Consider the following 12,878-nt stretch of genomic DNA (forward strand, 5'->3'; position numbering starts at 1 on the left):
TTTCACTCCGGCCGACGCTGGCGTATCACTTCACGGGCACTTTCATTTTGAACAGTTTCTCAGCATTTCGGAACGCAATCTTTTCCTTGTCTTCGCGTGGCAAATCGACTCCGCGGAACCAGTCGGTCTGCTCCTTTATGTCCGCGAACGGGTAGTCGGTTGCGAACATCACTCGATCCACGCTTATGTACTTCAGCAGGAGATCGAGCAGTTCGGTCTGGGGGAATGCGCTGGTTGTGACCCAGAAGTTGTCCTGGAAGTATTGCCCGAAGGGCTTCTCGAGCGAGTCTTCGGTCGGCTCGCCCATGTCATTGACGATCCGCTCGTAGTAGAAGGGAAGGCCTTCGCCCATGTGGCCGATGACGATTTTCAGTTTGGGGAACCTGTCGAAAACCCCGTACGCGATCATCCGAATGCATTGGGTCAGCACCTCCTGGTGCCAGCCATATCCAGACCCACTGAAAATGTAGTCTTGGAACTCTTCCTTGTATTCAGACCGTGTGGTGCTGTAGAGGATCTTGAAGACCTCGTCAGCTGGATAGCCGGGATGCAGGTAGATCGGCACATCGAGAGCAACGGCACGTGCCAGCACAGGCTCGAAATCGGGATGATCGAGATACTTCTTCGCGATGTGTCCGTTGGTCAGTGCGCCCAAGAAGCCATCTTCCCGAACCGAGCGTTCCAGTTCGTCCGCCGCCGCCTCCGGGCTCTGCAAGGGCAAGGTGGCGAAAGCCTTGAAGCGGCCCGGATATTTGGCGATTGGCCCGTCTACAAGTTGCCGGTTAAGACGATAGGCAAGGTCGATGCCCCTTTGCCCAGGGACATTTTGTACGGAGGGGGTATGAGCAGAGAGGATTTGAACGTTGAGTCCCCCCGCATCCATATCGCCGATGCGGCGTTGGCCTAGATCCGAAAGTCCAATTTCCTCAAGGAACGCTATGTGATCCTGATTGATGGAGTTCAGCTTCAACAACGTGGGAGTCGTAAAGGTCTCCTCCGTGCCGATGAAGGGCAGGTCCTGGTCCCGCCGTGAAATGTCCGAAGTCTTGTCTGAAGTCTTGTCCGAAGTCTCGTTCTCGCTCGCTTCCGAGGCAATGGCGTACGTGGACAAGCCGGCACCAATGCCAAGTGCCGTGCTGGCGGTGAGAAATCCGCGGCGTCCCATGGGCTTCATGTCAGTCCCTCTCTTCAGGCGTTTGTGTGGTGAGGTATCCGTACGGCATCCGTCTGCGAGATGCTTCAGGGGGTCTTCGCGTCCTGCTCGCGCACCGCGGCAGCGCTCAGGTCGAGGAACCGCTCGCCGGTACGCAGCGGCTGTGGTGGAACTGACAACCGCCCGCGTGCGCGCTGTGCGGGCCGCCCGCGGCGGACCCCGCACTGTTGTCGGCGTGTGACCCCGCATGCGGCGACAGGGAACGCCGTCGCCAGCGCCCTGGTGGCCACCTCGAACCGCAACCGGCCGGGCTGCGCTTTCCCCGATGGTGCTGCGTCGACTGCCATCACTAGCCTCCTGCATACGGGTTGCATCGCTTATCCGCATGCCTATTTCCTACCGAGCGAACCTGAGACGACTGTTAGGACGGAGCTCAGGCCGGTTGGCCGAACCAGGTGCCCAGCGCACGGGCAAAACCCGGGCGACACAGCCGTCGGGCCGGATGAGCAACGCGTCGACGTCCACCCGGTCCGTGCGGGCGATGACGGAGTTGACCCGTCCGATCCACGCGGCCGCGGCGTCGCGGACCTCCGCGCGGTCGACGAGGTCCAGCAGGAGCCCACGCCCCTCACGCAGCAGGTCCGCCGAGCGGGTCACCGCGCTGACGACGTCCGGGCCGGGGCCGCTCCGGCGTCGACTTCATGTCCGGGCACAGGGTGCCGACGAGCCGGTGGTCATCGCCCAGGTCGTACCGGACGTCCATGCCGGCGAGCATGTCGGCGATGTACCGGTGGGCGTCGTCGAGGTCCATCAGGTCGGAGACCATCTCCCACAGCGCCCTCGTCTGCGGGTCGGGTCGCATCAGGGCAAGCTGGGCCCGGGTGTTCTGCAGCAGGCGTGTCGCGACCGGATGCCGTTCGGTGGTGTACGTGTCGAGGATGTCCTCGCCGACCCATCCGCCTACCACGGCCGCGAGCTTCCAGCCGAGGTTCGCCGCGTCGACGATACCTACGTTGAGGCCCTGGCCGCCGACCGGCGCGTACACGGGGGCCGCGTCCCCGGCCAGCAGGACCCGGCCGACCCGGGTACATGAAGGAGTTCAGCCTGGCCAGGCCCGTCTCCTGGCCGGAGCCGTACGTGGTCACGGTGAACGACACACCCCACTGCGGCAAGGCCGAGGCCCGCGCCTGGGACCGGCTGCATCCCCGGCTGCAGCAGAGGTCCGCCTGGATCGGCCACGACAGCGAACTCCCTGTCATCGAGGGCACGTTGATCCGGCTCAACGTCGATCACCTGCCCGGTGACCTCGACGCACCGCCCGTCTGGCTGTGGTTCTTGGCCACCGGCGCCACACCGGCTGACGTCGACTTCGTCTGGTCGTGCTACCTGCGCAGATTCGACCTGGAACACACATTCAGGCTGTTCAAGCAGTCCCTCGGCTGGACGAGGCTGCGGCTTCGCAACCCGCAGTCGGCGGACCGCTGGACCTTGCTCGTCATCGTCGCGCACACCCAACTCCGCCTCGCCGCACCACTCGCCACCGCCAGCGCAAGCCCTGGGAGAAGACCACCCGCCCCGGCAAGACGGTGACACCGACTCGCGTCCGGCGCGGGTTCCGGCACATCCACCCGCGCCTCGCCCACCCGGCCCGTGCACCGAAACCCAGCCGTCCCGGCCCGGGACGCCCACCCGACTCCAGGAACCGATACCCGGCGGCCCGCCACGACATCGGCAAGCAAACGCCCCGCAAGCATCACCGAACGTGCCCGGCAAGGTTAAAGAACTTCCCAATGACGATGTCAAGCCGCTGCTGTGACGGTTGGTAGGACCTCGTAACACGTTCCGCGGAGCATGGCCCACAAGACATTGGCTCGTCGACGAGCCAGAGCGAGCAGGGCCTGCTTGTGGCCCTTCCCCTCGTTGCGTTTTCGTCCGTAGTAGGCCTGAGAGGCGGAGCAGGCTCTCAGGCTGGCCATCGCGGAGAGATAGAGGGCTCGGAGCAGGCCTCGGTGGTAGCGGCGTGGGCGGCGCATGTTGCCGCTGACGCGTCCGGAGTCCCGCGGCACGGGTGAGAGGCCGGCGAAGGACGCCAGGCGGTCGGCCGTGCCGAAAGCCTCCATGTCTCCGCCGGTTGCGGCGATGAACTCGGCACCGAGGAGGAGCCCATGCCAGGCAGGCTCCGGATCACTGTCGCGTGTCGGTGCTCGTTGAACCGGGCTTCGATGAGCGCGTCGAGTTCGGCGATCTCCTCGTTGAGAGCCAGCACGCCTTTGGCTATCCGGGCCACCATGGCGCCCGCGAGAGTCTCACCCGGCAGCGCGGTGTGCTGCGACTTGGCCGCCTCGACGGCCGTCTCGGCAAGCACCGCTGCATTCTTCACCTTGCGGTTCTTCAGCCAGGTTCCGAGCCGGCCGGCCCCGCTGCGGCGGATCGCGGCCGGCGCCTGGTAACCGGTCAGCAGCACGACCGGACCCTTCTTGCTCAAGTTCAACGCCCGCTCCAGAGCAGGGAAGAACTCCAGCAGCTGAGCCCGCAGCCGGTTGGTCTGACGGGTGCGGTCGTTGACCAGATCAAGGCGACGGGCGGTCAGGGTGCGCAGGTCGACGGCTATCTTGTCACCGGGCCGCAGGAGACCGAGATCTTGGCGCATGCGTGCCTGATCAGCGATAACGAACGCGTCCTTCTCATCCGTCTTGCCCTGACCGCGGTAGGCCGTCGACGCCTGGTGCACGGCGAGGCCGGTGATGTAGACCATCGGCTGCCGGTGGTTGAGCAGAAGGCCGATCAGCAGCGCGGCACCGCCATGATTGATGTCCACCGCCCACAGGGCGTCCTCGGACAGCGTGAGTACGTCTGTGATGAGCTCCAGCAGAGCCTGTTCGTCGTTGAAGACTCGGCGGGAGAGGAGGCGTTCACCTCGCTCGTCGACCACCACGCAGTGGTGGTGTTCCTTGCCGATGTCCACTCCGGCCCAGATCCGGGGCACGGGTCACCTCCGCCAGTTCGTCGTCACACACGGACCCGCAGACGACCTCGCCGACGTTGTCCTACACAGCGATCAAGTCGCGTATCCCAATTAGCGGTCGAGTCGTCGCGGGGCTCCGGGCGGCCAAGTTCTTTGAGCCATCGAACGGCGACAAGCTCACAGCCATACCCAGAACCCCCGGGCCCGCTGATCTTACGAAGGACCAGCTCAGACCCACGCTTGAAAGGTAGGACAAGCTGAACGGCACGGCATAGGCGGCGAGTTGCATCCGTCGGGACACCCGCAACGGGGTCGTGGGCGGCTCGCCATGCGTCGCGGAGGCGTCCGGGGTGGGCGGCAGTGGGTTCTTCGGTGTGCCGGAGCGGCTGCATGCCCGGTCCTCGGGTCCGTAGGCCGGGACTGACCCGTTCGGTGACGAAGATCCCAGCCAGGGCGGTCGCCGAGGATCGCTCCACGCGCCGAACTTGGCTCCGCCCAAAGACGATAGAGCGGTGCGGCCAAAGGATGACGGCAGGACGCCGCAGTGCACCCACCCCACCTCAAGCATCTCGGCGAACCAAATCACCCGAGACAGGAACCAGAACATTCGAGACGGGGCACGGCCGCGATGCGCCGACCGCTCACCCGCCTGCCCGACGCACCATTCCTGCCCGACGGCTACCTGATCCGGGCCCAGCAGGACCACTTCGATGTCGCCGGACGCGCGGCGGCGCACCGCACCGCGCCGCGAACGCCCTGTCCGGCGCAGCACGATGACGACGGCCACCAGTTCCCCTCCCCGCGTCCCGTCTGTCCGTCCTGCCGACGGACCGTGTGGAGGCGGCACCTGCTGCTCGGCGAAGACCGTCGCTCCCCTGGCGGGGCCCCTGGCTTGTCAGGATGCCCTCGACAGCACCCCGACCTCGTCACCGAACCCGACGGCGACGCGCCCGCCCGCTGCTGCAGCGAGTGAGTGCACGGGGAACGGGAGCGGGTGGTCGGCACCGGCTGGGCGCCCTGCGGTGAGATCGCGGAATCGCACGGTGCGGTCGTCGCCGAAGGCCGCGACGAGCCGTCCGTCCGCCATCGTCGAGACCGCCAGCGTGTTGCCGGAGCCCGACCCCGCGGCCTGGGCGTCGCGGATCTCCTGTCCCGTGGACAGGTTCCACAGACGTATCGTCCCGTCCCGGCCCTTGCTGACCGCGAGGGGAGCTCCGCCCCGGGTGGCCGTGGCCACAGCGGTCACCCAGTCGGTGTGGCCGGTCAGGGGTTCGCCGTGCTGCCGGCCGGTGGCGAGGTCCCACAGTCGCACCGTCTTGTCCCAGCTGCCGGTCACTGCCACGGGCCGGCCGTCGAGGACCGCGGTGGCGACGGCGGTGATACGGCTGGAGTGGCCGGTGAGAGGTGCGACCAGGGGCTGTCCGGTGGTGAGGTCCCAGACGCCCACGACGCGATCGCTGCCTGCGGTGAGGGCGACAGGCAGGCCGTCCACGGTCGCCGAGGCCATGCCCAGGATTCTGCCGTGGCCGCTGGGGAACGGACGGTGGACGGCTCGGCCGGTCGCAAGCTCCACAATGTGCAGGGTGGCGTCGGGAGCGGCCGTGACGACGACCGTCTCTCCGCCCACCACCGCCGTCGCCATGGCGGAGACCTCTGCGCTCAGGGGGTCGGAGGCCTGCGAGCCGGTGGTCAGGTCCCAGGTACGCACCATGTGGTCGGCGCCTGCGGTGACGACCACAGGGACACCGTCAAAGACCGCTGTGGCGACCGCCAGGACGGATCCGGTGTGTCCGGCACGCAGCCGGCCGCCGTCCCCTCGGGCAGCAGTGATGTCCCAGGTGCGGACCGTGTGGTCCTCCCCTGCGGTGACGGCGACGCACCGTCCGTCCGCCACGGTGGTGGCGACGGCCCACACCTGGCCGGTGTGCCCGGTGAGAGGCTCACCCTCCTGTTCGCCGGTGGCGAGATCCCAGACCCGTACGGTGCGGTCGCGGGATGTGGTGACCGCCAGGGTGCGCGTCCCGACCGGGACACTGTCGATGGCCCACACCCGATCGGTGTGACCGGTCAGCACCCTGCCCGCAGCCCGCGGGTCGAGCGTGTGCACAGCCGTGACGGTGCCGTCCGGACCGGGGACGAGGGAGACGGGCGTGTCCCCCAGCACCAGGCTCCGGGAAGCGTCCCTCACCCGGATCTCCCAGCCGGACTCGGCAACGACCAGGCCGTTCGTCCGGGCGGAGAGCAGGCTCGCCAGGTCGACGAGGTCTCCTGGACCACCCTTGACCAGCTCCTGGCCTGCCGCTGCCTCCAAAGGGATGCTGCGCATGCTCCGCGTACCGTCAGGGCCCGTGGAGTCCATGGGGCTCATCGGCAGGTCCCACAAGCGCAGTTCGTGGTCCACGCCCACAGCGAGTGCGACACTGCGCCCTTCGAGGGTCAGGGTCGGGGACGGACCGTGGGGAACGAAGACGGGGACGAGGTCGCCGACGAACTCCGGTGGACCCTCGTAGTGGGTGTCGAGGACCACGACCCGGCCGTCGACGACCGTCAGGGTGGACACTGCGTCCATGGACGCCAGGGCTGACACTGCGTGTTCGTACTCGGCATCCGCCAGCAACTCCCGCAGGTCGGCTGCCAGAAGCACGTGGCGGTCCAGATCCCACACACGTCCCGCCCGGCCCTGCTCCTTGGTTACGGCGATGTCCCGCCCGTCGAGTGTCCACGGCCCCTCGGCCGGCAGGCACTCGCCGACCTCACGTCCGGTGGCCAGGTCCCACACCTGTGCTTGGTGGTCCGGTGGGCACGTGACCACGACCTCGCGTCCATCCAGCACCCCGATGTCCACCATCCAGGGAAACACGCCGAGCCGGCTGCCGGTTGCCTGGTCCCACACACTCAGCGTCCGGTCCGCCTGGACGGCCAGCACCACGCGTCGGTCGTCCAGGACCAACTGCGTCAGCCCCAGGGCCAGTTCGCCCGCAGAACGCCCCGTCGCCGGATCCCACAGCCTTCCGGTCCCGTCGATGTGGCAGGTGAGGACCAGGGGTTGCCCGTCGACCACCACCGTGGCCAGAGCCACCAACTCGGGCGACAACGACGACATGAGGTCGGCAGGAGCTGCCGTCAGCGTATGCAGCCGCTCCCCCGTCGCCAGGTCCCAGACACACACCGTCGCGTCACGGCTCGCCGAGACGACAACCGGACGCCCGTCGACGACCGCCGTCGCCACTGCGACCACGGGGGCGTCGTGACCGTTCAAGGAGCGGAGCAGCCGAGGATCGGACGCGGAACCGCACATCCACTCCGCCCGCCAAGAGGCCGACTCATGCGAGGAAGTAACTTCCCGGGACACGTGATCAGATCCATCCGTCATGGCCCCAAAGCTATGGGGCCGCACTGACAAAGCCCCTCGGAGTGCGCACCGCTCGGCACGGTGTCGAGGGCGCGCCCGCGTTGGCGTTCAGATCCTGGACGGTCGCGCACCTCTTGGCCGTCGGGCCGGACATACACGCCGGACAGCGGGCCGCGCAGGATCGCCAGGAGCGGTGCCGTCGCAGATCTCGACGCCGGGCCCGCTACTCCCGTCCGCACCGCGAGGCGAGAGCCCACGGCGGCGGAGCTGCACAACGCACACGAAAGGTCGGGCCCGTCACCACGGGGGGAGTGACGGGCCCGACCTGAAACCACGGTGCCACACCCATCCCCCAACGCGCGCGGTCTACGGACGAAGTCGCCGCGGGATGGCGCGACTTCGTCCCAACCAAGGCGCGCGACGCCCGGGCCCGGTGCAGCGCGAGAACAACGGCTGCACACGCCCAGGAGCGGTCCCGGACCGCGAAGTAGTCGCAATACATCTGGCCGGCCTTCTCGCTGACGACCCGTTGCTGCGCACGGGAGACGCAGCCGTATCGATCCGAGGCTGTCTTGTCAGAGTTGGCGCAGAACACTCACGACTTTGCCGAGGATCTGGGCCTGGTCGCCGGGGATCGGCTCGTATGCGGAGTTGTGGGGCATGAGCCACACCCGGCCGTCCTGTCGGCGCAGCTGTTTGACCGTGGCTTCGTCTTCGAGGAGCGCGGCGACGACATCGCCGTGGTCGGCGCTGTCCATGCGGCGGACGATGACGATGTCGCCGTCGCAGATCGCCATCTCGATCATGCTGTCGCCGACCACGGTCAGGGCGAACAACTCGCCTTCGCCGACGAGTTGTCGCGGCAGCGCGTAGACGTCCTCGACCACTTCCTCGGCGAGCAGGGGTGCGCCGGCGGCGATCCGTCCGACGAGCGGCACATCCACCGCGGGCTCGGCGCTGTTTCCCAGGTCGGGCGCCCAGGAGGGACGTACGCAGTAGGCGCGGGGACGGTGCGGGTCGCGGTACAGGACGCCTTTGCGTTCCAGGGCCATCAGCTGATGGGCGACCGAGGACGTACTGGCGAGCTTCACGGCCTGGCCGATCTCCCGCATCGACGGGGGGTAGCCCTGCCGGTCGACCGACTCCGTGATGTAGCGGACGATAGCCGCTTGCCGGTCCGTCAGCTCTCCTTCCGCGGTCCGGGTGCCTGGGGGCCGGCCCCGGCGTGTCGACGCGTTGTTGTCCATGCCGGGCACCTCCGTACAAGATCCGCAGAGTGTGACTTTAACTCGCTGCCCCCATGAAGGGAACACTGGTTCGACTTTGAGCTGGTGCTGCCCAACCGTCCGTCACCCGGGCGTAATCCCGGAGCTGAGGCAACTCCTCGACGTCGGACTCACGGGTCCAGGTCTCGTACGTCTCCGGCTCGAAGCCGCCGTGCAGGAGATACACGACGGGCCGCGTCTCCCCCGGTCCCCGCCGCTCCCTGCTGTCCGGGGTCAGCAACCGGACCCTGGCCGTACCGCCCAACCCGGGCGAGGAGACGCTGAGATCGACCAAACGCTCACCGGCGCTCTCCTCGGCGATGATCTCGGCACCGTGCCGCCCGGGGGCCCTCGCGTCGGCGTCCGGGGCAGACACTTCCGCAAAGAGCAGGAGGTCCGCGATCACCAGGATGAGGAACAGCCGTAAACGCGCAGAGTTCCAGGGCACGACGAAGGTCCCTTCATACGGGTCATACGTGAGCTGCTGTCATTCGTCACGCGTACACACGGCCCCCGGCCACGAGCAGCGGCTCCGCCGTGTAGCCGGCGACCCGGAGCAGGGATGGGCGGGGGCCGAGGCCGCCGGCCGTCCCTACGGTCGCATCCGAGGTCTGTGAACTGCAGCAGCGCGGCGTCGGGGACGCCCGCGGGGCACGCCGGGACGCCCCAGTGCTGGGCATCACCGAACAGCGGCCCGAGCAGGGAGGGCAGGAGCAGCAGTCCGGTCACGGCGATGACGGCACCCGCGAAGTGGCGGACGAAGACACCGACCGCCAGGCCGAGCAGCGCGGCCGCGGCGACGGAGGCAGCGATGCCTCACAGGACGGGCCGCCGCTCGCCTCGGGCGTACGTACCGTCGTCGAGCAGCGCGTCGCCGGCGAGGTAGGTGAACGTGCGTGCCTCCATCACGCCGATGACGCTACGAAGCACATACGAACCGGACATCCGCCCGCAGTCGGTGGCTGCTCCCCCGGGAGCAGCCACATCACCAGGTGGGCGAACTCCTCCACCATCGAGCGCGTGCCCGCCGGGGCGCGGAGGCCTTCTGCCCGCCCACCGCCGGGCAGAAGACCTCCGTCGCGCGTCCGGATCGACGTCCTGTGTCCTCGCTGGGGTCGGGCGCATCGTCTGGTCGACACGTGCAGTTGTCCCGTGGATCGGCAACGGGGCCCGTACGGCTCGGTGGCCCGGCTCCTGCCCGACGTGGGTGCCGTCGTCGACTGGACGGCAATCCACCGTGTTCCGTCGACCACGGTCACGGCCAGTCACAGAAGGCCCGACTGAGACGAGAAATACGCGACAGTTCGATCTCTGACTCCGCCGTCACCGAGGCCGATGTCCCGGGTGCTTGACCACGCCCCTGTGCCGCCGAAGACCTCTCGCCTGCCACTCGGCCGGATGCTGCACGACACGCGCCGACCCGCGAGGAAGGGGAGAATGAGAGAACATCGCGGAACGCTGAAGGCGGTGGAAACGATGGTGCTGCCGATCGTCGTGGGTGTCGATGGCTCGGAGCCCAGCCTCCATGCCGTCGACTGGGCCGTGGACGAGGCGGTCCGCCACGGGGTGCCGCTGCGGGTCGTCCACGCCTCCCTCTGGGAGCGGTACGAGGGTGCGGCCCTGGCGGACACACCCGATGTCGCCTCGGATGCGGTAACCGGACACGACCTCGCCGAGAGCGTCGTGGCGGGAGCGGCCTGGCGTGCCGGGCTGCGCGCCCCGACGCTGGAGATCAGCACGGGCGTGGTACCGGAGGATCCCGTGTCGGCCCTGCTGCGCGAGGCACTCCGCGCCAGTGCCGTAGTGACCGGTGTACGAGGCAGGGGCCCGATCAGGGAACTCCTGCTGGGCTCGGTCAGCCTCTCCCTCGCCGCCCGTGCTCCCTGCCCGGTCGTCGTCGTACGCGGCCGGACACAGAACAGCCAAGCCGCCACCGGCCGTATCGTGCTGGGCGTCGGCACCGGTGTCACAGCGCCGGCGACGGTCCGGTACGCCTTCCGGGAGGCCGCGGTACGCGCGTGCGAGATCGAGGCGGTACGGGCCTGGCGTCGCCCGGCACACCGGACTGCGCCGCATCCGCTGCCTGACGGGGCCACCCACGCCGAGGAGGTTGCCGCCGCGGCTCTCCTCGATGAGGCGTTGGACGGCGTTGCCCAGGAGTACCCCGGCGTCACCGTGCACCGCGCGCTTGTCGAGGGCTCCGCACGCCATGCTCTGGTGACCCGGTCCTCGGCGGGCGACCTCCTGATCATCGGCGCCCGCCGGCCTCGCGGCCACCTCGGACCGCAGCTCGGCCTGGTCGGACACACGGTGCTGCACCACTCCGACTGCCCGGTGGCGGTGGTTTCGCAACAGGAGTGAGATGGCGGACAGTCTGCGGCCGTCACCAGGCGGGCTTGTATCACTCCTCGCGCCTGAGGCCGGCCCTCGCGTCGTGTCTGAGACCGGCCCTCCCGATCGGCGCGCTCGGGCTGCACCGAATCTGGCTACTCGCGGACATCGCGGCAACGACTACGTCGTTCGGGGTGGGCGCACGGCACCGCGCTCAGGGGACTTGCCGGACGACGACCCGTGTCCTCCCCTCCTGCGGGTGCGGGACGCCACGAGCACCCGACGTCGGGCACGGTGACGCTCGTACGGCCGGCCGACGGCTCCCAATGTGGTGCGGCCGGAGAACAGGGATCAGCAGTTGCCGTATTCCGTCTTCCCCGCGAACCGGTCGCCCAGCCAGGCGACGACGTCATTCACCGCCTGGTTGTCGGCGGTCAAGTGCTCGCCCGGATAGGTCCTCCAGCGCGTGGGCACCTGGGCGGAGCAGTACGCCTGCCGGGTCGCGTCCTCGGTCTCGGTCGGGATCACCTCGTCGAACAGCCCGCGGTACTGCATGACGGGGAAGCCAATTTCGTGCTTGGCGTCCGAGCCCCTCGGCCCGACGCCTGTGCCCAGCTTCTGCCGGTCCACGACCTCGCCCCACGTGGTGCCGTCGCCGCCCTTCAGGGCGTAAATCTGGTCGAGGGAAAGCCGGTCCGTGCTGTAGTTCTCGACCTTCTGTCCCGCGAAGTTCGCGATGGTTCCCACCAAGCACAGGGACTTGGCCTTCTCGATTGCCTCCTTGCCGGTCCCGTTCATGATTTCGTCGAACGGCATCTGCGGGTGCGCGGCCGCCAGGCCGATCAGGGCGTCCGTGAGAAAGCCCGCGAAGGGACCGCCGTCCAGGGCCTTCGCGACGACCTTCAGATCACCGGGGACACCTCCGGAGGCGTCGGCGACGACGTTGACATCAGGCGCGTACGACTCCGCCAGCTGCGCCGCCCACAGGCTGGCCGCGCCTCCTTCCGAGTAGCCCCAGAGGCCGACCGGCGCCTTGCCGTCCAGGCCGCTGCCGGGAACGGCGGGCGCGGCCCTGGCGACGTCCAGCAGTGCGTACCCGGCGTCCTGGCCGGAGACGTACGGGTGGGTCTGCCCAGTCAGATAACCCGCCCCGTCCGTGGCGGCGACGGCGTAACCGGCCTTCAGAGCGGCGGAGATGTTGTCGCCCTCGTACGCGTCCTGGTACTCGCCGGCCAGTTGCTTGGAGAAGGCGCACTGAGGGCCGAGGCCCAGCGTGCCGGGGTTGAACGCCACGATCGGGCGCGGCCCCGCACCCCGCCACTCGGCTTTCGGCACCGCGACCGTACCGGAGACGGCCACCGGCTCGTCGGCATTGTTCGTCGAGCTGTACTGCACCTTCCAGGCGTTCATGGGGATGTTGCCCGGCACGTGCGGCAGCTTGGTCGGGCGGCAGGAGACGACCTGGCCGGGCGTGCCGGGGGCGGTGGCCGGCGGGGCGTAGATCGCGTCGTCCGCGGCGTCACAGCCGACGGCCGGTTCGGATGCCCCTGCCGTGTAGGCCGGAACCGTGAGCCCCGCCGCCACGAGGGAGCCCATCCCGAGCATCACCAGCGGCTTCTTCTTCCGTTTCGCTGTTGCCTTCCGCAAGGCCGGCTCCTTCGGAATCGGTGGGGTGTGAAGTTACGGTTGAGTAAGTTATGTCTGTATGAGGTGGGTTCATAGTCAGCGACCCCACAACTGCGCCGACGGGACTGTGCGCGAGGCACAAGAGTTCTCCGCCGTGCCGCACCAGGATCGGAACCTGCCGGGCTT

At 68.4% G+C, this 12,878-nt stretch carries 11 protein-coding genes and 1 pseudogene; 3 read left to right on the forward strand and 9 right to left on the reverse strand.

Going from position 1 to position 12,878, the window contains the following annotated elements:
• Positions 1–25: 25 nt before the first annotated feature.
• From JEQ17_RS00915 to JEQ17_RS50640, 4 genes are all read right to left on the reverse strand, one after another.
• Positions 26–1,174, reverse strand: a complete 1,149-nt coding sequence (locus JEQ17_RS00915; RefSeq protein WP_200393366.1) for an amidohydrolase family protein — start codon at positions 1,172–1,174, stop codon at positions 26–28.
• A gap of 65 nt (positions 1,175–1,239) precedes the next feature.
• On the reverse strand, positions 1,240–1,500 hold the full coding sequence (locus tag JEQ17_RS00920) for a hypothetical protein (protein WP_200393367.1): 261 nt from the start codon (positions 1,498–1,500) through the stop codon (positions 1,240–1,242).
• 49 nt (positions 1,501–1,549) lie between these two features.
• Positions 1,550–1,810: an aromatic-ring hydroxylase C-terminal domain-containing protein gene (locus JEQ17_RS00925; RefSeq protein ID WP_200393368.1), complete on the reverse strand. Its 261-nt coding sequence runs from the start codon at positions 1,808–1,810 to the stop codon at positions 1,550–1,552.
• Positions 1,782–2,198, reverse strand: a complete 417-nt coding sequence (locus JEQ17_RS50640) for an FAD-dependent monooxygenase (RefSeq protein ID WP_325176226.1) — start codon at positions 2,196–2,198, stop codon at positions 1,782–1,784. The genes JEQ17_RS00925 and JEQ17_RS50640 overlap by 29 nt, the downstream gene beginning before the upstream one ends.
• A 44-nt stretch (positions 2,199–2,242) precedes the next feature.
• Between JEQ17_RS50640 and JEQ17_RS49785 the strand changes: the two genes are divergently transcribed.
• Positions 2,243–2,743 carry a hypothetical protein gene (locus JEQ17_RS49785; protein WP_234048863.1) on the forward strand — a complete coding sequence of 167 codons (501 nt, stop codon included), beginning with the start codon at positions 2,243–2,245 and terminating at the stop codon, positions 2,741–2,743.
• Between the two features lie 209 nt (positions 2,744–2,952).
• On the opposite strand, the pseudogene JEQ17_RS00940 reads toward JEQ17_RS49785, so the two are convergent.
• The 4 genes and pseudogenes from JEQ17_RS00940 to JEQ17_RS00955 all read right to left on the reverse strand — a co-directional run bounded on the left by JEQ17_RS00940 (position 2,953) and on the right by JEQ17_RS00955 (position 9,183).
• Positions 2,953–4,139 (reverse strand): annotated as a pseudogene (locus tag JEQ17_RS00940) (IS110 family RNA-guided transposase).
• A gap of 874 nt (positions 4,140–5,013) precedes the next feature.
• On the reverse strand, positions 5,014–7,491 hold the full coding sequence (locus JEQ17_RS00945) for a WD40 repeat domain-containing protein (RefSeq protein ID WP_325176227.1): 2,478 nt from the start codon (positions 7,489–7,491) through the stop codon (positions 5,014–5,016).
• Between the two features lie 554 nt (positions 7,492–8,045).
• A complete protein-coding gene (gene lexA / locus JEQ17_RS00950; protein WP_200393371.1) occupies positions 8,046–8,717 on the reverse strand; it encodes a transcriptional repressor LexA in 672 nt (223 codons plus the stop codon).
• A gap of 37 nt (positions 8,718–8,754) precedes the next feature.
• Positions 8,755–9,183 carry a hypothetical protein gene (locus tag JEQ17_RS00955; protein WP_200393372.1) on the reverse strand — a complete coding sequence of 143 codons (429 nt, stop codon included), beginning with the start codon at positions 9,181–9,183 and terminating at the stop codon, positions 8,755–8,757.
• Between the two features lie 704 nt (positions 9,184–9,887).
• Between JEQ17_RS00955 and JEQ17_RS50425 the strand changes: the two genes are divergently transcribed.
• Together JEQ17_RS50425 and JEQ17_RS00960 are read left to right on the forward strand one after the other, a co-directional pair.
• Positions 9,888–10,019, forward strand: a complete 132-nt coding sequence (locus JEQ17_RS50425; protein ID WP_267924733.1) for a hypothetical protein — start codon at positions 9,888–9,890, stop codon at positions 10,017–10,019.
• Positions 10,020–10,172: 153 nt separating this feature from the next.
• Positions 10,173–11,096 (forward strand): universal stress protein, encoded by a 924-nt coding sequence (locus JEQ17_RS00960; RefSeq protein ID WP_234047974.1) that lies wholly within the window; start codon positions 10,173–10,175, stop codon positions 11,094–11,096.
• A gap of 321 nt (positions 11,097–11,417) precedes the next feature.
• Here the strand turns inward: JEQ17_RS00960 and JEQ17_RS00965 are convergent, their stop codons facing one another.
• Entirely contained in the window at positions 11,418–12,671 is a 1,254-nt protein-coding gene (locus tag JEQ17_RS00965; protein WP_200401224.1) for a lipase family protein, read from the reverse strand.
• Between the last annotated feature and the right edge of the window lie 207 nt (positions 12,672–12,878).

It is taken from the genome of Streptomyces liliifuscus, from assembly GCF_016598615.1.
GTDB lineage: Bacteria > Actinomycetota > Actinomycetes > Streptomycetales > Streptomycetaceae > Streptomyces > Streptomyces liliifuscus.

Coding starts and splice junctions, on each gene's coding strand:
- JEQ17_RS00915 (WP_200393366.1), bottom strand. CDS start 1,174: ATGAAGCCCATGGGACGCCGCGGATTTCTCACCGCCAGCACGGCACTT.
- JEQ17_RS00920 (WP_200393367.1), bottom strand. CDS start 1,500: ATGGCAGTCGACGCAGCACCATCGGGGAAAGCGCAGCCCGGCCGGTTG.
- JEQ17_RS49785 (WP_234048863.1), top strand. CDS start 2,243: ATGAAGGAGTTCAGCCTGGCCAGGCCCGTCTCCTGGCCGGAGCCGTAC.
- JEQ17_RS00945 (WP_325176227.1), bottom strand. CDS start 7,491: ATGACGGATGGATCTGATCACGTGTCCCGGGAAGTTACTTCCTCGCAT.
- lexA (WP_200393371.1), bottom strand. CDS start 8,717: ATGGACAACAACGCGTCGACACGCCGGGGCCGGCCCCCAGGCACCCGG.
- JEQ17_RS00960 (WP_234047974.1), top strand. CDS start 10,173: ATGAGAGAACATCGCGGAACGCTGAAGGCGGTGGAAACGATGGTGCTG.
- JEQ17_RS00965 (WP_200401224.1), bottom strand. CDS start 12,671: ATGCTCGGGATGGGCTCCCTCGTGGCGGCGGGGCTCACGGTTCCGGCC.